General features: G+C 52.4%; 23 protein-coding genes and 2 pseudogenes. 2 read left to right on the forward strand and 23 right to left on the reverse strand.

The annotated features are described in order from the left end of the window. Positions 1 to 250: 250 nt before the first annotated feature. From hemE to BSZ31_RS04645, 21 genes and pseudogenes are all read right to left on the reverse strand, one after another. A complete protein-coding gene (gene hemE / locus BSZ31_RS04545) occupies positions 251 to 1,345 on the reverse strand; it encodes a uroporphyrinogen decarboxylase (RefSeq protein WP_105027738.1) in 1,095 nt (364 codons plus the stop codon). Between the two features lie 25 nt (positions 1,346 to 1,370). Then, positions 1,371 to 1,799, reverse strand: a complete 429-nt coding sequence (locus BSZ31_RS04550; RefSeq protein WP_240605646.1) for a CoA-binding protein — start codon at positions 1,797 to 1,799, stop codon at positions 1,371 to 1,373. 31 nt (positions 1,800 to 1,830) lie between these two features. After that, complete coding sequence (locus BSZ31_RS04555) at positions 1,831 to 2,640, reverse strand: hydroxypyruvate isomerase family protein (protein ID WP_105027740.1); 810 nt, start codon at positions 2,638 to 2,640, stop codon at positions 1,831 to 1,833. Then, positions 2,637 to 3,053, reverse strand: a complete 417-nt coding sequence (locus tag BSZ31_RS04560; protein WP_105027741.1) for a hypothetical protein — start codon at positions 3,051 to 3,053, stop codon at positions 2,637 to 2,639. Before BSZ31_RS04560 ends, BSZ31_RS04555 begins: the two co-directional genes overlap by 4 nt. A 5-nt stretch (positions 3,054 to 3,058) precedes the next feature. Next, the gene (locus BSZ31_RS04565) at positions 3,059 to 3,460 is read right to left on the reverse strand and encodes a metallophosphoesterase (RefSeq protein WP_105027742.1); all 402 of its coding nucleotides are present in this window, start codon (positions 3,458 to 3,460) and stop codon (positions 3,059 to 3,061) included. 35 nt (positions 3,461 to 3,495) lie between these two features. Beyond that, entirely contained in the window at positions 3,496 to 3,885 is a 390-nt protein-coding gene (locus tag BSZ31_RS04570; protein ID WP_105027743.1) for a hypothetical protein, read from the reverse strand. A 134-nt stretch (positions 3,886 to 4,019) separates the two neighbouring features. After that, on the reverse strand, positions 4,020 to 4,439 hold the full coding sequence (locus BSZ31_RS04575) for a F0F1 ATP synthase subunit epsilon (RefSeq protein WP_105027744.1): 420 nt from the start codon (positions 4,437 to 4,439) through the stop codon (positions 4,020 to 4,022). 69 nt (positions 4,440 to 4,508) lie between these two features. After that, positions 4,509 to 5,899 (reverse strand): annotated as a pseudogene (gene atpD / locus BSZ31_RS04580) (F0F1 ATP synthase subunit beta). A gap of 38 nt (positions 5,900 to 5,937) precedes the next feature. Next, entirely contained in the window at positions 5,938 to 6,807 is an 870-nt protein-coding gene (gene atpG, locus BSZ31_RS04585) for a F0F1 ATP synthase subunit gamma (RefSeq protein ID WP_105027745.1), read from the reverse strand. 73 nt (positions 6,808 to 6,880) lie between these two features. Next, positions 6,881 to 8,422, reverse strand: coding sequence for a F0F1 ATP synthase subunit alpha (gene atpA / locus BSZ31_RS04590; protein ID WP_008247088.1), 1,542 nt, complete (start codon positions 8,420 to 8,422; stop codon positions 6,881 to 6,883). A gap of 32 nt (positions 8,423 to 8,454) precedes the next feature. After that, a complete protein-coding gene (locus tag BSZ31_RS04595) occupies positions 8,455 to 8,988 on the reverse strand; it encodes a F0F1 ATP synthase subunit delta (RefSeq protein WP_105027746.1) in 534 nt (177 codons plus the stop codon). A gap of 24 nt (positions 8,989 to 9,012) precedes the next feature. Beyond that, a complete protein-coding gene (locus tag BSZ31_RS04600; RefSeq protein WP_105027747.1) occupies positions 9,013 to 9,483 on the reverse strand; it encodes a F0F1 ATP synthase subunit B in 471 nt (156 codons plus the stop codon). A 75-nt stretch (positions 9,484 to 9,558) separates the two neighbouring features. After that, a complete protein-coding gene (atpE, locus tag BSZ31_RS04605) occupies positions 9,559 to 9,801 on the reverse strand; it encodes a F0F1 ATP synthase subunit C (RefSeq protein WP_008247085.1) in 243 nt (80 codons plus the stop codon). A 58-nt stretch (positions 9,802 to 9,859) separates the two neighbouring features. Beyond that, positions 9,860 to 10,720, reverse strand: a complete 861-nt coding sequence (gene atpB, locus BSZ31_RS04610) for a F0F1 ATP synthase subunit A (RefSeq protein WP_105027748.1) — start codon at positions 10,718 to 10,720, stop codon at positions 9,860 to 9,862. A 2-nt stretch (positions 10,721 to 10,722) separates the two neighbouring features. After that, a complete protein-coding gene (locus BSZ31_RS04615; protein WP_146106597.1) occupies positions 10,723 to 11,112 on the reverse strand; it encodes an ATP synthase subunit I in 390 nt (129 codons plus the stop codon). A gap of 91 nt (positions 11,113 to 11,203) precedes the next feature. Further along, positions 11,204 to 12,085 (reverse strand): ParB/RepB/Spo0J family partition protein, encoded by an 882-nt coding sequence (locus tag BSZ31_RS04620; RefSeq protein WP_105027750.1) that lies wholly within the window; start codon positions 12,083 to 12,085, stop codon positions 11,204 to 11,206. A gap of 21 nt (positions 12,086 to 12,106) precedes the next feature. Next, entirely contained in the window at positions 12,107 to 12,883 is a 777-nt protein-coding gene (locus BSZ31_RS04625; RefSeq protein WP_105027751.1) for a ParA family protein, read from the reverse strand. A 30-nt stretch (positions 12,884 to 12,913) separates the two neighbouring features. Further along, positions 12,914 to 13,591 (reverse strand): 16S rRNA (guanine(527)-N(7))-methyltransferase RsmG, encoded by a 678-nt coding sequence (gene rsmG / locus BSZ31_RS04630; protein ID WP_240605647.1) that lies wholly within the window; start codon positions 13,589 to 13,591, stop codon positions 12,914 to 12,916. Then, a complete protein-coding gene (mnmG, locus tag BSZ31_RS04635) occupies positions 13,588 to 15,540 on the reverse strand; it encodes a tRNA uridine-5-carboxymethylaminomethyl(34) synthesis enzyme MnmG (protein WP_105027752.1) in 1,953 nt (650 codons plus the stop codon). The genes rsmG and mnmG overlap by 4 nt, the downstream gene beginning before the upstream one ends. An 822-nt stretch (positions 15,541 to 16,362) precedes the next feature. Next, positions 16,363 to 17,106 carry a sulfite exporter TauE/SafE family protein gene (locus BSZ31_RS04640; RefSeq protein ID WP_369907259.1) on the reverse strand — a complete coding sequence of 248 codons (744 nt, stop codon included), beginning with the start codon at positions 17,104 to 17,106 and terminating at the stop codon, positions 16,363 to 16,365. A 97-nt stretch (positions 17,107 to 17,203) separates the two neighbouring features. Further along, the gene (locus BSZ31_RS04645) at positions 17,204 to 19,045 is read right to left on the reverse strand and encodes a phosphoenolpyruvate carboxykinase (GTP) (RefSeq protein WP_105027753.1); all 1,842 of its coding nucleotides are present in this window, start codon (positions 19,043 to 19,045) and stop codon (positions 17,204 to 17,206) included. 471 nt (positions 19,046 to 19,516) lie between these two features. Between BSZ31_RS04645 and BSZ31_RS17760 the strand changes: the two are divergent. Beyond that, positions 19,517 to 19,756 (forward strand): annotated as a pseudogene (locus BSZ31_RS17760) (MOSC domain-containing protein); the annotation flags it as partial. Between the two features lie 157 nt (positions 19,757 to 19,913). Here BSZ31_RS17760 and BSZ31_RS17270 read toward each other — a convergent pair. Both BSZ31_RS17270 and BSZ31_RS04660 read right to left on the reverse strand, forming a co-directional pair. After that, complete coding sequence (locus BSZ31_RS17270; RefSeq protein WP_171101289.1) at positions 19,914 to 20,942, reverse strand: hypothetical protein; 1,029 nt, start codon at positions 20,940 to 20,942, stop codon at positions 19,914 to 19,916. Positions 20,943 to 20,994: 52 nt separating this feature from the next. Beyond that, complete coding sequence (locus tag BSZ31_RS04660) at positions 20,995 to 21,264, reverse strand: TIGR03643 family protein (RefSeq protein ID WP_105027756.1); 270 nt, start codon at positions 21,262 to 21,264, stop codon at positions 20,995 to 20,997. A 66-nt stretch (positions 21,265 to 21,330) separates the two neighbouring features. Here BSZ31_RS04660 and BSZ31_RS04665 point away from each other — a divergent pair, with 66 nt between their 5' ends. Further along, positions 21,331 to 21,792 carry a DUF1499 domain-containing protein gene (locus BSZ31_RS04665; protein ID WP_205882459.1) on the forward strand — a complete coding sequence of 154 codons (462 nt, stop codon included), beginning with the start codon at positions 21,331 to 21,333 and terminating at the stop codon, positions 21,790 to 21,792. The last annotated feature ends 32 nt before the right edge of the window (positions 21,793 to 21,824 follow it).

Consider the following 21,824-nt stretch of genomic DNA (forward strand, 5'->3'; position numbering starts at 1 on the left):
TAGCTGGCTTGAATTAAACGGAATACAAATTTTTTAACAGTCAATGTGGATAACTTTGTGGACATCCGTGGAAATAATCCACGGGTGTGCTACAGGATGTGAGCATTCATGTAAAGTACAAATTTTGTAAAATGCTTTTTTACTGTTTTAAAACAATAACTTAACTGATCTGCCTGCTTTTCCATTCGTCGTGCAATGCAAAAAAACGTTTCTTCTGCCTTGCGCCAAAAATGTGCATAAGTCCAAGTTTTTACTGCCTTTGTTTGCGGCTGTAGGCATGTACAGCGTTCACCATCACTTCAACGCTGTCCGGGTTGGTGAATTGGGAAATGCCATGCCCCAAGTTGAACACATGGCCTGCACCCGCTTGTGGCACCCCAAAACTTTCGAGTGCCTTGGCCACTTCAGCTTCAATTTGAGCTGGCTCTGCAAACAACACATTGGGGTCGAGGTTACCCTGAATGGCACAACGGTCGCCGATTCGTGCACGGGCCTGGCCCAGGTTCACGGTCCAGTCCACCCCCACGGCGCTGGCACCACTCGATGCAATGTCTTCCAGCCACAAACCACCACCCTTCGTGAAAACGATGGAGGGAATGTTTTCCGTGAAGCTGCCACGGTTCGCCTGCAAAGGCAAACTGGCTACGATTTTCTTGATGTAATTCAGGCTGAACTTCTGGAATGCGCCATCAGCCAAGGCACCACCCCAGCTGTCAAAAATCATCACTGCCTGGGCACCCGCGTCAATTTGCGCACGCAGGTATTGGCTCACAGCTTCCGTGGTCACTTCAAGAATACGGTGCATCAGGTCTGGCCGCTTGTACAGCATGGTTTTCACTTTGCGGAAATCGCTGCTGCCACCGCCTTCAACCATGTAACAAGCCAAAGTCCAAGGGCTGCCTGAAAAACCAATCAGCGGCACACGCCCACCCAAGGCACCCCGAATGGTGCTGACTGCATCTGTTACATAGCGCAGGCTGGTGCCAATGTCAGGCACCGCCAGTTTGGCCACATCGGCCTCAGTAACCAGCGGGCGCTCAAACTTGGGGCCTTCGCCTTCTGCAAAGTAAAGGCCCAAACCCATGGCGTCAGGCACGGTCAGAATGTCCGAGAACAAAATGGCAGCGTCCAGCTTGTAGCGCTCCAGCGGCTGCAAAGTCACCTCACAAGCTGCTTCAGGGTTGGTGCACAAACCCATGAAGTTGCCCGCTTTCGCGCGTGTTGCCCGGTACTCTGGCAAATAGCGGCCTGCTTGGCGCATCAGCCAGACAGGGGTGTACTCAGTGGCTTCGCGGCGCAATGCACGCAGAAAGGTGTCGTTCTTGACGGGCTGAAAACTGCTCATGTTCGTAAGTGCTTCTTGTATAAATTCAAACTAAAAACAGACGCTGGTGTTCGGTTTTCAAACAACGGTCCATCACAAAGGGCAAACCCGCCGCGCGGGCTTTGGCTTCCACCAGGTCGTTGCGAATACCCTGCTGCAACCACACTGCGCCGGCACCCACATTCATGGCCTGGGCCAATACATCGGGGGTGTGTTCAGCACGGCGAAACACATCCACCACATCAATCTTCAAACCCGTTTCCGCGATCGCTGTTTTCAAATCGGGGTAACAGGTTTCGCCCATCAAGCCACTGGGCCGCCCTTGCAAAGCCGGGTTAATTGGCAAAATTCGATAACCCTGCGATTGCAGGTACTTGGCCACGAAAAAACTGGGCTTGTGGGCCTGCGAGGAGAAACCTACCACAGCGATCGTTTTGGTGTTTTCGAGCAGTTGCTTCAGTTCAGCGTCTTGCATGCGCATTCTTCCAGCGGTTGCCCGCCCAAGCTCAAGTTTCGAAGGTCTCCATTGTGCCTGAAAAACCGGTACTTCGGATCCAGCCAAGGCCATCACGGGTGCCTGCCTTGGGCCGATACTCGCAACCCATGTGCCCGTTGTAGCCCAACATTTTCAAATGGGCATACACCGGCGCGTACTCACTGGCCCCTGGCTCGTCGCGATTGGGTACACCAGCAAGTTGCATGTGCTTCACCCGCCCAGAGGGTAAGTATTCGCTCAGTGCATTCAGCACCTCGCCTTCGGTGCGCAGGCAATGATACAAGTCCATTTGCACACCCAGGTTGGGCTGGTTCAAGCGACTCAACAGTTCATGGGCGTCGGCCTGGCGGCTCAACAGGTAACCAGGCACGTCAAACCGGTTAATCGGTTCAATCAACCAGTCAATTGCCTCAGCTTTCATGGTGCTGGCCAACCACAACAAGTTTTTCTCGTAACAGTTCCAAGCCGCCCGCATGCTTTGTTCATCGTTTGAATTTACAACGCCCGCCAACACATGCACTTTGCGCACGCCCAACGCCGTGGCGTAATTCACTGCCTGTTCTGTTGAACGCTTGAATTCGTCGCGCCGCGAAGGCGAACTGGCCAACCCGCGATCGCCTTTGCCCCAATCACCTGCCGGTGCGTTAATCAACACCCATTGCACGCCAGCCTCGAGCGCCTTGTCGCGCAACAGTTCAGCAGGATAATCGTAAGGAAACATGCACTCTGCATGCCTGAACCCGTCCTGTGCACAAGCATCCAATCGGTCCTGGAAATCGAACTCGGTGTAAAGCCAACTCAGGTTGGCCGTCAACTTCATACTTCAAACACCATGTGCGGGTTGAAGAAAGGATTCTCAAAAGCCTGCGGCGTCACCTGCACTTGCCCACGCTCCATTTTTCGCGCTTTGCCTTTTTTGCGAACATAACCACGCGGATTCACCAACACGCGGGTTTGACCACCGTTGTTGTGAACGGTGTAATCGAAGGAATCATGCATGTGCCCGTGCACCCACACATCGGCTTTGCCCATCAAACGACTCAGGTCAGATACAAACGCCGCGTTGATCGGGCTTAAGTTAAAGCGTGGGTGAATACTTTGCGGGTGGGGCGCATGGTGAGTAATGACCACGGTTTTTCCATCAAACGGTGAAGCCAGTGCAGACTCCAGCCAATCGATATTCTGGTAGTGCAAATCGATGCCCATGCTTGGGGAAAACTGTTTGCCGCGCATGCGGATTAACTTGTAATCCGGCAAAAACGCTTGGCCACAAGCTCGGCACCAAACCGCCAACCGGGCTGAATATTGAAATCAGTCCACAAGGTACAACCCAAAAAACGCACACCCTGAATCACCACGCTGGTGCGCTGCAGGTAATTCAATTGCTTCTTCGCGGCCAGTTCAAACAAATGGTCGTCAAGAATTTCAATGTCGTGGTTGTAATACTCGTGATTGCCTGCCACGTAGATGTGCTGTTTCTCTCCCAAGTCTGCCAGGGCATTCAAGCCCTGAGTGCCTTGGTGAATGTCACCGGCAAGGATCATCAGGTCCACGTCCTCAGCAGGTTGTGGAACAGCCGCCAAAGCGGGAAAGTGGCGCATCGTTTCAAGATGCAGGTCAGAATACAAGGCGATTTTCATGCCTTTATTCTAACCTGTAGAAAATTCAAAGCGGATTACACACCCTCAGTCGCCAACGCACTTCCCATTTGTTCAATGCACCGCAAAATATGGTCTTCCAGAATTTTGCAGGTGATATGCCGCCAGTCCAGGCGATTGATGAATACCAGGCAATCATTTTTGGGATCAACTGCAAACCAGGAGGGAATGGGTGTCGATGCGCCCATTTCGCGATTGGCTTGCAACACCTTCTTGGCAGCGGCCAGGCTGTCCACGCGAAAACGTTTCAATTCAATGTGAATATCAACCCAAGTAATGCCTTCCATCTCCCCGTGCTGCAGCAATACGGCTTGGTCGTTGAAGAAGAACACGCGACCCAGAGGGGTCATGTTGCTTGGGCGACTCTGTTGAAGGTCTTTCAACAAATCATCGAATTTCTGATACATAAATGGCTCCTTGATTGCCATTTATGTTGCGAATCCCCGCACGTAGGTTCCACAGGGTTTCACAATGGTTCCGCTCAAGAAAAAAGCCACGACTTTCACCGTGGCTTTTCACTGGCTTTTCAACCTTGTACTGCTTAGCGTACTTTTCTCAAGCGCTTGATGGCCTGCAACTGTGCAATCGCGGAAGCCAATTCAGCCTGTGCTTGAGCATAGTCAATGTCCGCACTGCGATTGGCCAATGCCTCTTCAGCCAAACGCTTGGCTTCCGTTGCTTTGGCTTCATCCAGGTCGCTGCCGCGAAGGGCTGTGTCTGCAAGAACAGTCACTGCGTTGGGTTGTACTTCCAACACGCCACCGTTTACAAACACCACTTCTTCCTCAGCTTGACCCGCAATCTTGATGCGAACTGTACCGGGCTTGATGCGTGTAATCAGCGGGGTGTGACGTGGGTAAATACCCAGTTCACCCTGCTCTCCGGGCAAAGCTACAAACTCTGCTTCACCTTCGAAGATTGATTCCTCTGCACTCACCACGTCCACGCGGATTGTCGACATACTCATTTCCTTTGTGATGGGCACCGGCTTGGGTTTTCACCTTGGCCGGTGCACGACACACCAATCGGATTACTGAATTTTCTTGGCTTTTTCGAAGGCTTCGTCAATGGTACCTACCATGTAGAAAGCCTGCTCTGGCAAGTGGTCACACTCACCGTTCACAATCATCTTGAAGCCGCGAATGGTTTCCTTCAGTGATACATACTTACCAGGTGAACCGGTAAATACTTCAGCCACTGTGAAAGGCTGTGACAGGAAACGCTGGATTTTACGCGCACGGGCTACGGCCAGCTTGTCTTCTGGAGACAATTCGTCCATACCCAAAATCGCGATAATGTCGCGCAGTTCCTTGTAGCGCTGCAGTGTTTGCTGCACGCCACGAGCCACGTTGTAGTGCTCTTCGCCGATGATGTTGGGGTCAACCTGGCGTGATGTGGAATCCAGTGGATCCACCGCAGGGTAAATACCCAAAGAAGCGATGTCACGAGACAACACAACTGTTGCATCCAAGTGAGCAAACGTTGTAGCAGGTGACGGGTCGGTCAAGTCATCCGCAGGAACGTATACAGCTTGCACTGAAGTAATGGAGCCCTTCTTGGTCGAAGTAATACGCTCTTGCAAGCGACCCATTTCTTCGGCCAGTGTTGGCTGGTAACCCACCGCAGAAGGCATACGACCCAACAACGCAGACACTTCAGTACCGGCCAATGTAAAGCGGTAAATGTTGTCCACGAAAAGCAGAACGTCGCGGCCTTCGTCACGGAAGTATTCAGCCATGGTCAAGCCAGTCAAGGCAACGCGCAAACGGTTGCCGGGAGGCTCGTTCATCTGGCCATAAACCAGTGCAACTTTGTCCAACACGTTGGAGTCTTTCATCTCGTGGTAGAAGTCGTTACCCTCACGAGTACGCTCACCCACACCAGCGAACACGGAATAACCACCGTGCTGCTTGGCGATGTTGTTGATCAATTCCATCATGTTCACGGTCTTGCCCACACCCGCACCACCGAACAAGCCTACCTTACCGCCTTTGGCGAATGGGCAGATCAAGTCGATCACCTTGATGCCTGTTTCGAGCAGTTCTGTCGAAGGTGACAGTTCGTCGAAAGCAGGGGCATTTTGGTGAATGGCACGTGTTGCGTCGGTATTCACGGGACCCGCTTCATCGATTGGGCGACCCAATACGTCCATGATGCGGCCCAGTGTGCCTTGGCCCACGGGAACTGAAATTGGCTTGCCTGTGTTTTTCACAGCCATGCCACGGCGCAAGCGTCTGATGCACCCAAACAGATGGTACGAACTACACCGTCACCCAGCTGCTGCTGAACTTCCAGTGTCAGTTCGGAACCTTCCATGGTTAGCGCGTCGTACACTTTCGGCATGTTGTTGCGTGAAAACTCAACGTCAATAACCGCGCCGATACACTGTACGATTTTTCCTTCGTTTGTCGCAGTACTCATCGTTATTTCCTTAATTCAAAATCGTTCCGAACATCCGCTTACACAGCCGCTGCGCCGCCGACGATCTCTGCCAATTCTTTCGTAATGGCAGCCTGACGGGCTTTGTTGTAGGTAAGTTGCAGTTCACTGATCACATTCTTGGCGTTGTCTGACGCTGCCTTCATCGCAACCATACGTGCTGATTGTTCTGAAGCCATGTTCTCTGCCACTGCTTGATACACCAATGCTTCGATGTAGCGCAGCAACAAATCGTCAATCACGGCCTTCGCATCCGGCTCATAGATGTAGTCCCACGACGTGGAACCCTCATCGGCTTGCAGCCTGTCGCCACCCAAGGGCAGCAATTGCTCGAACACGGCTTCTTGCTTCATGGTGTTTACAAAGCGGGTGTATGCCAAATAAACAGCATCCACTTCGCCTGCAACGTACGCATCAAGTTGAACCTTGATCGCGCCGATCAGTGCTTCAAGGTGGGGCTTGTCGCCAAGACCCGTTACCTTGGAAGTCACATCAACACCAATGCGGTTAAAGAAGCCAGCGCCCTTTGTACCGATTGCGGTTGCTCGTACCTTTGCGCCCTTGGCACCAAACTCCTGAAACTTGCTGGTCACCAAACGCAGAATGTTGGTGTTCAAGCCACCACACAGACCTTTGTCAGTTGTCACAACAATCGCAGCCACGTTTTTGATTTCGTCGCGCGCCACCATGTATTCATGGCGGTATTCAGGGTTTGCCTTGGCCAGGTTGGCGCAAATATTCCGAACTTTGTCCGCGTAGGGACGAGCCGAACGCATACGGTCCTGGGCTTTGCGCATTTTGGACGCAGCCACCATTTCCATCGCCTTCGTGATCTTTCGCGTGTTTTGCACGCTCTTGATCTTGGTCCGGATTTCCTTCATTCCTGACATCGTATTTCCTCCAATGACCGGGAAGGTACGAGACCTTCCGAGTTATGCGGTGGGTACAATCAGATCGCTCTGATTAATACGCGCCAGTTTTCTTGAATGATTTCACGGCCTCGTGCAGCTTTGGCTCATCGTCTTTCGACAACTCGTAAGTCTGCTCGATACGATCGATCAGGTCCTTGTGGCTTGTCTGCATGAATTGACGCAGAGAAACCTCAAAAGGAAGAACGTTCGATACCTCGACATCATCCAAATAACCATTGTTGATTGCGAACAGGGCCAGTGCCATTTCCCATGTTTTCAATGGGGCGTACTGGGGCTGCTTCAACAACTCAACCACACGGCGACCACGTTCCAGCTGGCGGCGGGTTGCTTCGTCAAGATCAGAAGCAAACTGCGCAAACGCAGCCAATTCACGGTACTGGGCCAAGTCGGTACGAATACCGCCTGACAGCTTCTTGACCACCTTCGTTTGCGCTGCACCACCCACGCGAGACACGGAAATACCCGCGTTAATCGCTGGACGGATACCGGCGTTGAACAAGTCGGTTTCCAGGAAGATTTGACCGTCAGTAATCGAAATCACGTTGGTTGGAACGAACGCTGTTACGTCACCAGCCTGGGTTTCGATGATTGGCAGTGCGGTCAATGAACCGGTTTTGCCTTTCACTTCACCCTTGGTGAACTTTTCAACATATTCGGCGTTCACGCGTGATGCGCGCTCGAGCAAACGGCTGTGTAGATAGAACACGTCACCTGGGTAAGCTTCGCGGCCGGGTGGGCGACGCAGCAACAGGGAAATTTGACGGTAGGCTACAGCTTGCTTGGACAGGTCGTCGTACACGATCAGGGCGTCTTCACCGCGGTCGCGGAAATATTCACCCATGGTGCAGCCAGAGTAAGGAGCCAGGTATTGCATGGCTGCTGATTCTGAAGCGGAAGCCACCACAACAATAGTGTATTCCAGTGCGCCGTGTTCTTCCAGCTTGCGCAACACGTTCACGATGGAGGAGGCTTTCTGGCCCACAGCCACGTACACGCAAGTTACGCCAGTGCCTTTCTGGTTGATGATCGCGTCGATCGCCACAGCTGTTTTACCAGTCTGGCGGTCACCAATGATCAATTCACGCTGGCCTCGGCCAACTGGAACCATGGCGTCAATCGCCTTTACACCGGTTTGCAGTGGCTGGTCTACCGATTTACGCTCGATAACACCAGGTGCCACTTTTTCGATCACGTCAGTCATCTTGGCATTCACTGGGCCCTTGCCATCAATAGGCACACCCAATGCATTCACCACTCGACCACGCAGCTCGGGACCAACAGGCACTTCCAGAATACGGCCGGTACACTTGACCATGTCGCCTTCAGAAATGTGCTCGTAAGAACCCAAAATAACGACACCCACGGAATCACGTTCCAGGTTGAGCGCCAAACCAAAGGTGTTGCCTGGGAATTCCAGCATTTCACCTTGCATAACATCTGACAAACCATGAACGCGGCAAATACCGTCGCTCACGGACACTACAGTACCTTGTGTCCGGATGTCGGCCGATGATCCGAGGCCTTCGATCCGGCTCTTGATCAGTTCACTGATCTCAGAGGGATTAATCTGCATATTGATTGCTCCAATTACGTTTGAGGGCCAAGTTAGGCTGTTAAAGCCGCCTTCATCGCGTTAAGTTTGCCGCGCACCGAACTATCCAAAATTTGATCGCCCACAGTGACGCAAACGCCACCAATCAGCGACTCGTCCACCTGAACTGTCACGTTCAGTTTGGAACCAAATTTCTTTTCCAATGCACCACGTACGTTTTGAACTTCAGCATCAGACATGGGGAATGCAGAGGCGATGATCGCGTCTGCAGAGCCTTCATGGCTGTTCTTCAATTCTTCGAACTGTCGAGCGATTTCTGGCAAGGCCAGCAAACGGCCATTTTCCACAAGCGCACCCAAAAAATTCATTGCTTGCGCTTCCGCCGGTGTCTTGGTCAGTTCAACAAACACTTTCAACACTTGCTCGTCAGTCAACTTTGGGTTGCTGACCAGCAATTTAATGTCTTCGTTGCTTGCGACTGCCGACCACGACTGTAGCCAATCACTCCACTGGTTCAGGTTTGAGGTTTTTGCAACATCAAACGCTGCCTCAGCGTAAGGACGGGCGATGGTGGATAGTTCGACCATGTTGTGTTTCCTTAAGCTTTAGGCTTACAGTTCCGCTTTCAGTTGATTCAGCAAATCTGCGTGGGCCTGGGCGTTCACTTCCTTCTTCAGGATTTGTTCAGCGCCTTTCACCACGAGAGTTGCCAACTGATCGCGCAACTGGTCACGGGCACGTTGTGCTTCGTTCGCAGCTTCCGCTTCAGCCTGCGCAAGAATTCGCTTGCGTTCAACTTCGGCTTGTTGTTTTGCCTCTTCAATAATCTGCTGGGCACGCTTTTCTGCTTCGGCCAGGCGCTGCTGATTCTCAGAACGGCTTACAGCCAGTTCCTGTTCAGCTTTACGACCGGCTTCTGCCAAAGCCTGCTTACCACGTTCTGCAGCGGCCAGGCCGTCTGCGATTTTCTTTGCACGCTCATCGATGCTCTTGATCAGCGGGGGCCATACGAATTTCATCGTAAAGACCGCCAAGATGAAGAAAACGACGAGCTGAGCAAACAGCGTTGCGTTTAAGTTCACGGCATGTTTCCTCTAAAACGCACGAATTGGACTTAAAACATTCGTGCGGTGTTGTTCGAAGGAAGTGGCTGTAAATTAACCAACAAATGGGTTAGCAAACGCGAACATCATCGCGATACCAACACCGATCAGGAACGCAGCGTCGATCAGACCGGCCAAAACGAACATCTTTGTTTGCAGTTCGTTCATCAGTTCTGGCTGGCGAGCAGAAGCTTCCAGGTACTTACCACCCATGATCGCGATACCGATACAGGCACCAATCGCACCCAAACCAATGATAATGCCGCAAGCAAGAGCTACGAAAGCAACGTTAGTCATGACAACTCCTTAAATTGAAAAATGAAAAATTAAAAAAACCAAAAAAACTAAAAATCGATCAGTGGCCCTGATGCGCCTGGCCAATGTAGATCAAGGTCAACATCATGAAAATGAAGCCCTGAAGCAACACGATCAGAATGTGGAAAATCGCCCAGATTGTTCCGGCCAACACGTGACCCAAGAAGGCAAATGCTCCACCCAAGGACAACGCAGCAGCGCCACCCAGCAAGGCGATCAGCATGAATACCAATTCGCCTGCGTACATGTTGCCGAACAGTCGCATGCCCAGGGACACGGTCTTCGCGGCAAATTCAATGAGGTTCAATACAAAGTTGGGAATCCACAGCAGTGGGTTGGCACCGAAAGGCGCGCAGAACAATTCATGAACGAAACCACCCGCGCCCTTGATTTTGACTGAGTAGTACAGCATGAGTACCAACACACCCAGAGACATGCCCAAGGCACCATTCAGGTCGGCTGTAGCCACCACACGCATGTAGGGATCACCTGGGCTGGCTGCGAAGCCGAGTGCGTACAACAATTCACCCCAAGCCATGGGGATCAGATCAACTGGAACCAAGTCGAAAGCGTTCATAACCACGATCCAGAGGAACACGGTCAGTGCCAGGGGCGCGATAAAACTGCGGTCGCCATGAACGATGGCTTTGGACTGGTTCTCGACCATTTCCACCATCATTTCGACGAAACCCTGAAAACGACCGGGTACGCCAGAAGTGGCTTTGGAAGCTGCTTTGCGCAGCATGAGAATAACAATTAGACCAGACAGGATGGAGAAAAACATCGTGTCCAGGTTGATCACTGAGAAATCGACGATAAATTTTTGCTTATCGGTAGCGAAATGCTGCAAGTGATGGACGATGTACTCTGAGGGGGTTAGCCCATTCGGTGAAGATGCCATACTTATCTCAAGAAAAATGCCAAAAAATAGCTTTTGAGGGTGACGACCGCTGTGAGGATCAAGGACCACCAAACAATGTTCGGATCAACTTGACTCGCTACAAACATGATTGCGATTGTTGCGCCAACCTTCAGGAATTCTCCGGTCAAAAACACAAAAGTTCCGCCCATGGGCGTTTTGCTACCCAAGGCCAAACGCGCGGCGAACAACGTGCTCGGCAACGCAACGGCGACGAAACCCCAAGCGGCAGACTGCGCGTGAATTGGGGACACCAACAACATGAGGAGGCAAACTGCCACCCCGACGACCCATTGGAGCCCGACTATTTTCCACATATTTGCTGCGCTGCCACATTTAACCTTGATCGGATACGTGTTTTCCGCAGGGTTCACGTGTTTTTGACAAACCGCCAGATTATAGGGGTTTGTACGCCCCCTAGTCAAACGAAAACGGCTTATTTTTCACACCGATTTGGTGCAAAAGTTAAAGCTCTTCTTTGGGAAAGCCAATGCGCTCGAGCACGCCGTCCAGCTCATCCAAATTATTGAATTTAATAGTAACACTGCCCTTGCCATTTGCATTGGCTTTTAACTGAACGGCGCTGGCCAACCAGTCGGCCAAACCTTCTTCAAGCCGGCGTACGTCCGCGGTTTGTTTGGGTTTGACCGCTTGGCGGTCGCCGTCGCTGGCCCAGTCATTGACCAGCTTTTCAGTTTCACGCACCGACAAACGCTTGTTGACTACTTCATTGGCACAGGCAATTTGCTCGGCCGCCGTCAAAGCAAGCAAGGCGCGAGCATGACCCATTTCAATGTCGCCAGCCAGCAACATGGTCTGAACAGGTTCAGCCAGGTTGAGCAGACGCAACATGTTGCTTGTTGCACTGCGGGATCGACCGATGGCACGGGCAGCATCTTCATGGGTCAAATTGAATTCGCGAATGAGGCGCTGAACGCCCAAGGCCTCTTCAAGCGGGTTCAGGTCTTCACGCTGAATGTTTTCAATCAACGCCATGGCCAAAGCAGATTCGTCGGGCACTGCACGCACCAACACGGGCACTTCTTCCAGGCCCGCCATTTTCGACGCACGGAAACGACGCTCGCCTGCAATAATTTCGTATTTACCAGAACCGATCGGGCGAACCAGAATGGGTTGCATGATGCCCTGGCTTTTGATGGACTCAGCCAGCTCCATCAGGGATGACTCATCCATGCGGGATCGCGGCTGGTACTTACCAGCCTGAAGCTTGCCCAAAGGCAGCGTCATCACCTGCTCACCCATGTCTTTGTTGGCATCGTCGCCAGAAGGGCCTAATAGCGCTTCCAGGCCCCGGCCCAGACCTTTGGTGCGTTTGATTGCGTTCATGGCTTCTTGTTGGTTATTAAGTTATGCGGCGATGGGAAGACCCAGTCGGTCGACCATTTCGTTGGCGAAGTCCAAATAGGCCTTTGCACCCTTGCTGGTTTTATCGAACAACACACCGGGCACCCCGTAGCTTGGTGCTTCAGCCAAGCGCACATTGCGGGGAATAATGGTTTTAAATACTTTGTTGCCAAAATGCTTTTCCAGCTGAGCGGAAACCTGCTGAGCAAGCGTCATTCGCGGATCGTACATCACGCGCAGCAGACCAATAATGGTCAGGTTCGGGTTCAAGTTCTTGCACACTTGCTTGATGGTATTGACCAAATCACTCAGACCCTCCAGTGCGTAATACTCGCACTGCATGGGAATGACCACGCCATTGGCGCAACACAAGGCGTTCAGGGTGAGCAGAGACAGTGCGGGTGGGCAATCGATCAAAATGAAATCGTATTGATCATCCACCTCAAGAATTGCTTCACGCAGCTTGATTTCACGGTCTTCAAACTCGACCATTTCAACTTCAGCGCCAGCAAGTTCGCGGTTGGCTGCCAAAACATCAAACTCGCCTTCTGCGCGAACGGTCGCCTCGGCCACGCCCACCATGCCCACCAACACCTGATAAACCGTGTGTTTTACGCTGCGTTTGTCGATGCCACAGCCCATGGTGGCGTTGCCTTGGGGGTCAAGATCAACCAGTAGCACGCGCTGTTTTGCCATGGCCAAACCGGCAGCCAGATTCACTGCTGTGGTGGTTTTTCCCACGCCACCTTTCTGGTTGGCTATGCAGAAAACTTTCGCCATCTTCTTGTCCTGTGAATGAATGATTTGATTTTAGCGTTTAATCATGAACAAGTGCCTTGCCTCGTCCAAGAATGGCACATCAATTGGATGAAGCGCATTAATTTGCCAACCAGCAGGAACTTCGCTGTCCACCTCAACCCTCCCTTTCAGGGCGGCAAACTGGCCATGCTCAGCCAACACATGCTGACTAAGTGCAATGAAATTACCAATACTGGAAAAAGCGCGGGAACAAATCAGATCAAACGGGGCGTCGACCTGGAATTCCTCCACCCGCCCGTGCACAGCCTGCGCATTCTTCAAACCCAGGCTGGCAATGGCCTGCTGCATGAAAGCGGCTTTTTTTTGAACCGTGTCAATCAGTGTGATCTGCCAGCTGGGCTGCGCAATCGCCAACACCAAACCGGGCAGACCCGCGCCTGCACCCACATCCAGAATTCTTGGATTGGTCGTAGCCTGCAAAGCAAATGAGATTTCAGGCAACACAGCCAAGGAGTCCAGCAAATGGTGTGTGATCAACTCCCGATTGTTACGAATGGCAGTGAGGTTATAAACCCGGTTCCACTTCTGAATCAGTTGGCCATACTTGAAAAGCTGCGCATGCTGGTCTGAATTCAACCCCAAACGTAGACTGGCGATCCCCTCTTCCAACAGTGCCTGATCTGAAACCCCCAGGATTTCAGACTTTGGTTTTCGGTGCAGTGAATTCAAGCCACTTGCTCCGTGGTTCCACCGGAAGACTTATCGGCATTGGCACTTCGATTCAGCAAATCACGTTTCTTTAGATGAACAAGCAACAAGGAAATGGCTGCGGGTGTAATACCTTGAATACGACCAGCCTGACCAATGGTTTCCGGCTTGTGGGTATTCAGCTTTTGCTGCACCTCTTTGCTCAAACCGTTTACACCCGAATAATCAAAGTCCGCTGGGAGTCGGATTGATTCATTGCCCGCACCACGCTCTACTTCAGCCTGTTGGCGCAGCACATAACCGGCGTACTTCACCTCGATTTCCAACTGAGAAACCAGATCACCATGTTGCAAAGGATTGCTCAAAGCCATTTCGCCATTCTCTTTACTCAGCGTGCTGAGATCGTGATAGCTGACATCCGGGCGTTTAAGCAAGTCGTACAAGTTGTACTCGCGATCAATTCCTTTGTGCAGCACTCGCTCTGCCTCGGCCTGGGTCACAATTTTCGGATTAATCCACGTGGAACGTAAACGCTGCTTTTCCTGCTCCACTGACTCCCGCTTTTCCGAAAAAGCCTTCCAGCGGGTGTCATCGACCAAACCGAGCTTGCGGCCAATTGGCGTGAGGCGCTGATCTGCATTGTCCTCGCGCAGGCTTAAACGGTACTCTGCGCGGCTGGTGAACATGCGGTAAGGCTCTGCCACACCCTTGCTGGTTAAATCATCTACAAGCACGCCCAGATACGCCTCATCACGGCGGGGAGTCCATTGCTCTCTGCCTTGCACCATCAGTGCCGCATTCACGCCCGCCAACAAACCTTGGGCGGCCGCCTCTTCATAACCCGTGGTGCCATTGATTTGGCCCGCGAAGAACAAACCTTCAATGGCTTTGGTTTCAAGCGTGGTTTTCAACGCACGCGGGTCGAAATAATCGTATTCGATCGCATACCCTGGCCGCATGATGTACGCATTCTCCAAACCTTTGATGGAGTGAAGCAGTTTCAACTGAACATCGAATGGCAAAGACGTAGAAACACCATTCGGGTAATACTCATTGGTGCTCAAGCCCTCGGGTTCCAGGAAAATTTGGTGCGACTCCTTGTCCGCGAAACGATGGATTTTATCCTCGATCGATGGGCAGTAACGGGGCCCCACACCTTCGATCACACCGGTGTACATTGGGCTTCTGTCCAGTCCACCGCGAATAATGTCGTGGGTTTCCTGGTTGGTGTGCGTGATCCAGCACGGCAGCTGCTTCGGGTGCATGGCTGCGTTGCCCAGATAGGAAAACACGGGCACGGGATCGAGATCACCTGGCTGCTCCTGCATCACTGAGAAATCAATACTGCGACCATCAATGCGTGGCGGCGTACCGGTTTTCAGGCGACCTTGCGGCAACTTCATTTCTTGCAGACGCATGCCCAAACCAATCGAGGGAGGATCCCCTGCCCGACCAGCGGAGTAATTTTGCAAACCCACATGGATTTTGCCATTCAAAAAAGTACCCGCCGTCAGCACCACAGCTCTGGCCTTAAACTTCAAGCCGATCTGCGTAACCGCACCGCACACTCGATCACCTTCCAACAACAGATCTTCAACAGACTGCTGGAAAATACTCAAATTGGTTTGGTTCTCGAGACGCGTTCGAATGGCCTGGCGGTACAGAACACGGTCTGCTTGCGCACGGGTAGCCCGCACAGCCGGGCCTTTGGAGCTGTTCAGAATACGGAACTGAATCCCAGCTTCGTCGGTAGCGATGGCCATTGCACCGCCCAAAGCATCCACCTCTTTGACCAAATGGCCCTTACCAATACCACCAATCGACGGGTTACACGACATTTGCCCAAGTGTTTCGATGTTGTGGGTCAGCAGCAGGGTTTTGCTTCCAGCGCGCGCGGCTGCAAGCGCAGCCTCGGTGCCGGCATGACCACCGCCCACAACAATGACATCAAACTCTTCGGGATAAAACATGATTCACTCCTGGCACTGGGTGCCGGAATCCGACATGGGATTCAACATTCAAATGCCGAAATCAAACACACTTGATTCGGCGACAATGGCGCAATTATATGCTTCGGCATGATTTTGCCCAAGTGAACATGTTTCACGTGGAACAGAAAACAGACAAGGTTGCCCAATCGCATACTTTCCTGATTGATCGGCTGCTTTGGTACACACCTGCTCGCGCGCCTATTTGCCTCGCTCGACTCCTTACCTCGCACCTCGCACCTCGCACCTCGCTTACGTCGCTTGCTCAGGCGCATACCCTCTTTCGCCAGAAAACCTGACAGCCCCCTTGTTGTTGATTAACCGCCTAAGCGCACCCGCTAAACAGCGGGCGGGCTGCGCTTTCGGCCTTGCCGAACGGACGGTGAATTCAACACCAAGGGCAGGTTTTCTTGATCGGCGCTGCGAGGGCATTGCAGCCTGAGTGCGCTGGCAAATAGACTTGTAACGCACTTGCGACACATACCCGTTGTGTGCGCAAAGTGAGGTTTGGGTGCTGCACGGGCTGGCCGGCTTTGCAAGGCTTCCCGGCGACTTCGCAGCGCGGGGCGACCTGAAAGGTCGATGCGAAGACGCGTTCGCGTTTCGCATGCCCCAAGCCAGAGGCATCAAGCCGGGATCAGAAGACTTGCTTAGGCCAGCTGGTGCAGCACACAAGCCTCAGATCATCCATATAGCATCCCGTATATTGCGCCAAACCCGACCTCCCCACATGTTTCACGTGGAACAATCACTCAAACCACGCTTTCAAGTATGGCCAATAACTGTCGTAACTGGTGCGCAGTATCAATAAAAACACAACCGCCAACAGCGCTTTACGCACAAACCCGGCACCCTTGCGAATGGCCAAACTGGCACCCACCTTGCACCAGCCAGGTTGAACACAGCCATCAACAAACCCAAAGCAACAATCACATGCCCTGCCGGCGCGAACCAGGCAAGCGAAGCCAGGTTACAGGCAATGTTCACCATTTTTGCGCCTGCGGTGGCGGCCAAAAAATCAAAGCCGAAGAACACCACGAAAGCGACCATCAAGAACGAACCGGTGCCCGGGCCGAAAAACCCGTCATAAAAACCAATTGCCAACCCCACGCAAGCACCGAAGAATCGTTCACGATTCTTGTCTAACTTGGGTGCATGTACACTGCCCAGGTCTTTGCGCAAAAAGGTGTAAATGGCCACAGCGATCAACAGCAAGGGCAACATCAAACGCAGCACCTCGGTCGAAATTTGCGTCACGATGTATGCGCCGCAGTAGGCGCCTATCAGCGCCATCGCCGTGGCTGGCACAACTGCATTCCATGGAACCTGAATGGCCTTGGCGTATTTGTAAGCCGCGAATGTGGTACCCACCACGCTGGATATTTTGTTGGTGCCCAAAAGGGTGGCATGACCATATCCAGGCAATAAACCAAACAATGCTGGGATTTGAATAAGACCGCCGCCACCGACCATCGCATCAATCAATCCAGCACTGAATGCGGCCAGGCACAAAGCCAACAATACCCACAACTCAATGTTCTCGAACATGAAGAAATTCCGCAGAAAAGAAAACGGGCGCCTTGTGGGCGCCCGCCATAGGACTCATTCCGGAGTATCAGAAAAAAGTCAAAACATTCAAGCCAAATCAGGCCGCCAAGCGGCTAGCGATTTGAGCCTTTGTCTCTTCCAGCTGTGCTGGCAGATTGTGTTTCAATTTCTCGAACAATTCAGCATGCAAGTTCAACTCTTCAAGCCAGGCAGCTTTATCGATCGCGGTGATGGAATCGAACTGCTCTTTGCTGAATTCCAGACCATCCCAAGAAATGTCATCATAGCTTGGTGAAGTACCGAACACATGGTCAACACCCTTGCCCTTGCCTTCTACACGCTCCAAGGCCCAGGCCAAAACACGCATGTTTTCGCCAAAACCTGGCCAAATGAACTTGCCTTCGGCGTCGGTACGGAACCAGTTCACGCAGAAAATGCTTGGCAACTTGGCACCGGACGATTCCAGCTTCTTGCCCAAGTCGAGCCAGTGCTGGAAGTAGTCAGACATGTTGTAACCACAGAATGGCAACATGGCAAACGGGTCACGGCGAACCACACCCTGCTGGCCAAATGCCGCAGCGGTGGTTTCAGAGCCCATGGTTGCTGCCATGTACACGCCTTCCACCCAGTTGCGGGCCTCGGTCACCAAAGGCACGGTCGTTGAACGGCGACCACCAAAAATAAACGCATCAATTTCAACGCCAGCCGGGTTGTCCCAGTTGTTGTCGATCACAGGGTTTTGTTCGGCAGCCACTGTGAAGCGGGCATTCGGGTGCGAAGCTTTGCGGCCACAATCAGGCGTCCAGTCCTGACCCGTCCAATCAACGAGGTGCGCGGGTGCTTCTTTGGACAATCCTTCCCACCACACATCGCCATCATCTGTCAGAGCGACGTTGGTGAAAATCACATTGGCGTTCAGTGAAGCCATGCAGTTGGAGTTGGTTTTGGTGTTGGTGCCGGGGGCCACGCCAAAATAACCCGCTTCCGGGTTAATGGCGCGAAGCTTACCGTTTGCATCGGGCTTGATCCAGGCAATGTCGTCACCAATGGTGGTAACAGTCCAGCCCTTCATGGATGCGGGTGGAATTAACATGGCGAAGTTGGTTTTGCCGCAAGCCGAGGGAAAGGCTGCAGCCACATGGTACTTCTTGCCCTCTGGGTTGGTAACACCCAGAATCAGCATGTGCTCGGCCAACCAGCCTTGGTCGCGACCCATGGTAGAGGCAATGCGCAAAGCCAGGCATTTCTTGCCCAGCAAGGCGTTACCGCCGTAACCGGAACCATAAGACCAGATTTCACGAGTTTCAGGGTAGTGAACAATGTACTTGGTAGTTGGGTTGCAAGGCCAGGCAACGTCTTTCTGGCCAGCTTCCAAAGGCGCGCCCACTGTGTGTACGCAAGGCACAAATTCGCCGTTTTCGCCCAGCACGTCATACACAGCTTTGCCCATGCGCGTCATCATGCGCATGTTCACAACCACGTAGGCGGAATCAGACAATTCAACACCAATGTGCGCGATTGGACTGCCCAATGGGCCCATGGAGAATGGAACCACATACAAAGTGCGACCACGCATGGAGCCCTTGAACAAACCGTTCAAGGTAGCTCGCATTTTTGCGGGATCTTCCCAGTTGTTGGTGGGGCCTGCATCTTCTTTCTTTTCAGAGCAGATGTAGGTACGGTCTTCCACGCGGGCCACGTCTGAAGGATCAGACCAGGCCAGGTAAGAATTGGGGCGCTTTTCAGGGTTGAGTTTGCGCAGTGTTCCTGCTTCAACCATTTCTGCGCAAAGGCGATCGTACTCTTCTTGTGAACCATCGCACCACACAATATTCTTGGGCTCGGTAAGGGCAGCAATTTCTTGCACCCAGGCCACAAGTTTCTTGTGCTTGACATACGATGGCACGGTCTGGCTGACCATAGACAGCACTGCACTCATGCTAAAACCTCCAGATAGACAAATGTAATTCTTTTGTGCGGGGGCTTTGGCGTTGCTCTACAGTGTGACCGGAACACGACACCAAGCACACGGGCGATCGATTTGTCGCTTATCCGCAAACTTAGCCCTCGAGTTTAACATGTTGTAAGCAAACGGAAATAAGTTTTTCCTATAGGCATTATCGCCTAATCGCATATGGTGTTTGCTTTCCGACACAGGCCATGTAAAGTGGCGAAACTGCACGACTACGGAAACCTCATGAAGCTGATTGCAATTTGCACGGGCCTGGTTGCCCCACTGGTCTATCGAACGGCATCGGGTGACATCAAAACCGAGGCAAGCGGGATCAAAAAACAGGCTGTAAGCACTGAACAAAACCCGATCCCCATCGAACTGAAAAAGCTGGGTCTGGAAGGCGATGAGCAATGCAATTTGTCGGTGCACGGTGGATTAGACAAGGCCGTGTACATGATGCCCGCTGAGCACTATGAGTTTTGGAAAGCGCGCCGCCAGGAGAAAAACCTGGACACCGATTTGCCCTGGGGATTTTTGGGCGAAAACCTGGTGGTGGAGGGTCTGGATGAAACCCAGGTGAGAATTGGAGATGAGTTTGAATTGGGAGAGGTTCGGCTGCGGGTCACCGACCCACGCGAGCCATGTCACAAGTTTGCCATTCGCATGGGTTTTGGCGCAGCCCCAAAACAAATGATTCAGCAGGGCAATTGCGGCTGGTATTTGCGCGTGGTGCAGGCAGGGCAGTTGCATGCGGGCATCGGATTAAAACACTTTGTCAACCCGCAGGGCAAGACTGTGCTTGAATCGTTCCGCTATAAAACCCGCAAGTCAAATGGATTTGTTGTAACACCGCCTAGGCAGCCAGCTGTTTTTTCCAAACTTTGGCTTGCGCTTTGGCTGCGGGCAACACCAGTCGCCCCAAACGCTCAATCCACACGGGGTTGGGGTCGTAACCGTGGTGGGTCACAGCCAATGCCAACGCCTCTTCATCCCAGCCGTCCTCGCAATACAAATCGAACAGCGCTTCAGCCAACACCGGGCTTCTGGGCAAAGCACGCAGCCACTGCTCGGCCTGCACAATCGCATCTCGCGAGCGACCGGCATCGCGCAACATGCGAACTGCCACCACGGCTTCAAAATCATCAACGGCCGACTTCCTGAGCAACTCGGCCAACAGGCGCTTTTCACCAAGATACTCAAGAAGTGCGCGAACGCGCAGCCTTCTCCACCGCTTGTCGAAAGAACGCCAACTTACATTGCTGGTGGGCTGCATTTCATTCATTTCATTGATTTCAAGTTCCAGCAAACCCAGCACGGTGTGGCGATCACACAAAGCGATTTGTTTCCACCACCAGGAGGGGTCTACCAAACCGGCCTGATCCAACATGGCCACCGGATACACCAGGTGCGCACGCTCAATGGGGTTTTCAATTCGCGCTGAGACAATGCTCAACCAGTCGCGCGTGAATTCGCGCACTGCCTTGAGCAACAAGCCATGCTTGTCATCGGCACCCTCGCAAATGGCCAGCAACTTTTGCAGCCCATGCGCGCCCAGTTCAACCAACAAATTGGGGTCGTGTTGGCGCTGCAATTCCGATTGCAGCCAGCCATCAAGAACCTGGGTGCGAATTGCTATTCGCTCGCAGGATTGCGCAGAGGGGCAACGCGCCTGACCAACAAAACGGTTAATCAGTTGTTTCAGCTTTCGTGGCCTGGACTTCAAGTCGGCTTCATCATTTGAGTCGAGAAGCTCACAACTGCTCTCCAAAAACTGGAATGCGCGGTGAAGATCGGGCAGATGTTGCGAAGCCCGCCCGAACCAGAGCATCCATTCCTGCCCACTGCGCGCTGCCAATGGGGAGTTGTGCTGTTCTTTTAGCAATTAAAACCTCCCTGTTCAAGCAGGTGCCTGGTTACTCAGTGAACGAACTCCATCAACGAATTTTGTAATGCCCCGGCGCATAGGCTTTGGTGCGAACAAAGCCACGCAACTTCAGGTGCTTGGTTTTGCGACCAGTGACACGCTCGCGCCACATTTTGAAGCTGCTGGCTTTCATGCTTGCGCGCATGAGTTCAATGGTTTGAGATTCATTCAAACCAAATTGAAGTTCTATCGCTTCAAATGGTGTTCGATCTTCCCAGGCCATTTCGACAATGCGGGAAACATCTTCCTCGGACAACTTAAACTGCAAAGGCTTGGACATCTGATCTCACTGACCGCTAAACTGGAGAAAATTCAACAATCAGTATATGACAGAAGGGGCTTTTACGTGAAAAGAGCATTGCTCAGCTTGATCGTGTTGATCACATTGGTAATCATCGTTTTCTTTGGCCTTGGCCTGTACTCAGAAACCGGTGCGCCCCCCGGACTGGCCAATGGGCAGTTGGCACCCTGCCCAAACAAACCCAACTGTGTCAGCAGCGAGAGTTCTCCGTCGGATGATCACTCCATCGCCGCCTTGCCGATCACGCCAGGCATGGGAGAAGAACCTTTGCTGAAGGTGAAAGAAGTCATCGAACTCTTGGGCGGCGATGTAAACTTTTCCAATGATCAATACATGGCCAGCACTTTCACAAGCGATCTTTTCGGCTTTGTGGACGATGTGGAATTTCGCATAGACCAAGGCAGTGGATTACTTCATGTTCGTTCGGCCTCGCGGGTTGGATACAGCGACCTGGACGCAAACCGCAAACGTGTAGAGCAAATACGGGTACTTTTAAGCACGAACTAGGGTAATTACCCACGAAACTTTCCTATTTTTTA

This window comes from Limnobacter sp. SAORIC-690, assembly GCF_002954425.1.
In the GTDB taxonomy this organism is placed as follows: domain Bacteria; phylum Pseudomonadota; class Gammaproteobacteria; order Burkholderiales; family Burkholderiaceae_B; genus Limnobacter; species Limnobacter profundi.

Excerpts from the sequence above, each read along its gene's own strand:
- hemE (WP_105027738.1), bottom strand. The coding sequence starts at position 1,345 with ATGAGCAGTTTTCAGCCCGTCAAGAACGACACCTTTCTGCGTGCATTG.
- BSZ31_RS04550 (WP_240605646.1), bottom strand. The coding sequence starts at position 1,799 with ATGCAAGACGCTGAACTGAAGCAACTGCTCGAAAACACCAAAACGATC.
- BSZ31_RS04555 (WP_105027740.1), bottom strand. The coding sequence starts at position 2,640 with ATGAAGTTGACGGCCAACCTGAGTTGGCTTTACACCGAGTTCGATTTC.
- BSZ31_RS04560 (WP_105027741.1), bottom strand. The coding sequence starts at position 3,053 with ATGCGCGGCAAACAGTTTTCCCCAAGCATGGGCATCGATTTGCACTAC.
- BSZ31_RS04565 (WP_105027742.1), bottom strand. The coding sequence starts at position 3,460 with ATGAAAATCGCCTTGTATTCTGACCTGCATCTTGAAACGATGCGCCAC.
- BSZ31_RS04570 (WP_105027743.1), bottom strand. The coding sequence starts at position 3,885 with ATGTATCAGAAATTCGATGATTTGTTGAAAGACCTTCAACAGAGTCGC.
- BSZ31_RS04575 (WP_105027744.1), bottom strand. The coding sequence starts at position 4,439 with ATGTCGACAATCCGCGTGGACGTGGTGAGTGCAGAGGAATCAATCTTC.
- atpG (WP_105027745.1), bottom strand. The coding sequence starts at position 6,807 with ATGTCAGGAATGAAGGAAATCCGGACCAAGATCAAGAGCGTGCAAAAC.
- atpA (WP_008247088.1), bottom strand. The coding sequence starts at position 8,422 with ATGCAGATTAATCCCTCTGAGATCAGTGAACTGATCAAGAGCCGGATC.
- BSZ31_RS04595 (WP_105027746.1), bottom strand. The coding sequence starts at position 8,988 with ATGGTCGAACTATCCACCATCGCCCGTCCTTACGCTGAGGCAGCGTTT.
- atpE (WP_008247085.1), bottom strand. The coding sequence starts at position 9,801 with ATGACTAACGTTGCTTTCGTAGCTCTTGCTTGCGGCATTATCATTGGT.
- atpB (WP_105027748.1), bottom strand. The coding sequence starts at position 10,720 with ATGGCATCTTCACCGAATGGGCTAACCCCCTCAGAGTACATCGTCCAT.
- BSZ31_RS04620 (WP_105027750.1), bottom strand. The coding sequence starts at position 12,085 with ATGAACGCAATCAAACGCACCAAAGGTCTGGGCCGGGGCCTGGAAGCG.
- BSZ31_RS04625 (WP_105027751.1), bottom strand. The coding sequence starts at position 12,883 with ATGGCGAAAGTTTTCTGCATAGCCAACCAGAAAGGTGGCGTGGGAAAA.
- mnmG (WP_105027752.1), bottom strand. The coding sequence starts at position 15,540 with ATGTTTTATCCCGAAGAGTTTGATGTCATTGTTGTGGGCGGTGGTCAT.
- BSZ31_RS04640 (WP_369907259.1), bottom strand. The coding sequence starts at position 17,106 with ATGTTCGAGAACATTGAGTTGTGGGTATTGTTGGCTTTGTGCCTGGCC.
- BSZ31_RS04645 (WP_105027753.1), bottom strand. The coding sequence starts at position 19,045 with ATGAGTGCAGTGCTGTCTATGGTCAGCCAGACCGTGCCATCGTATGTC.
- BSZ31_RS04660 (WP_105027756.1), bottom strand. The coding sequence starts at position 21,264 with ATGTCCAAGCCTTTGCAGTTTAAGTTGTCCGAGGAAGATGTTTCCCGC.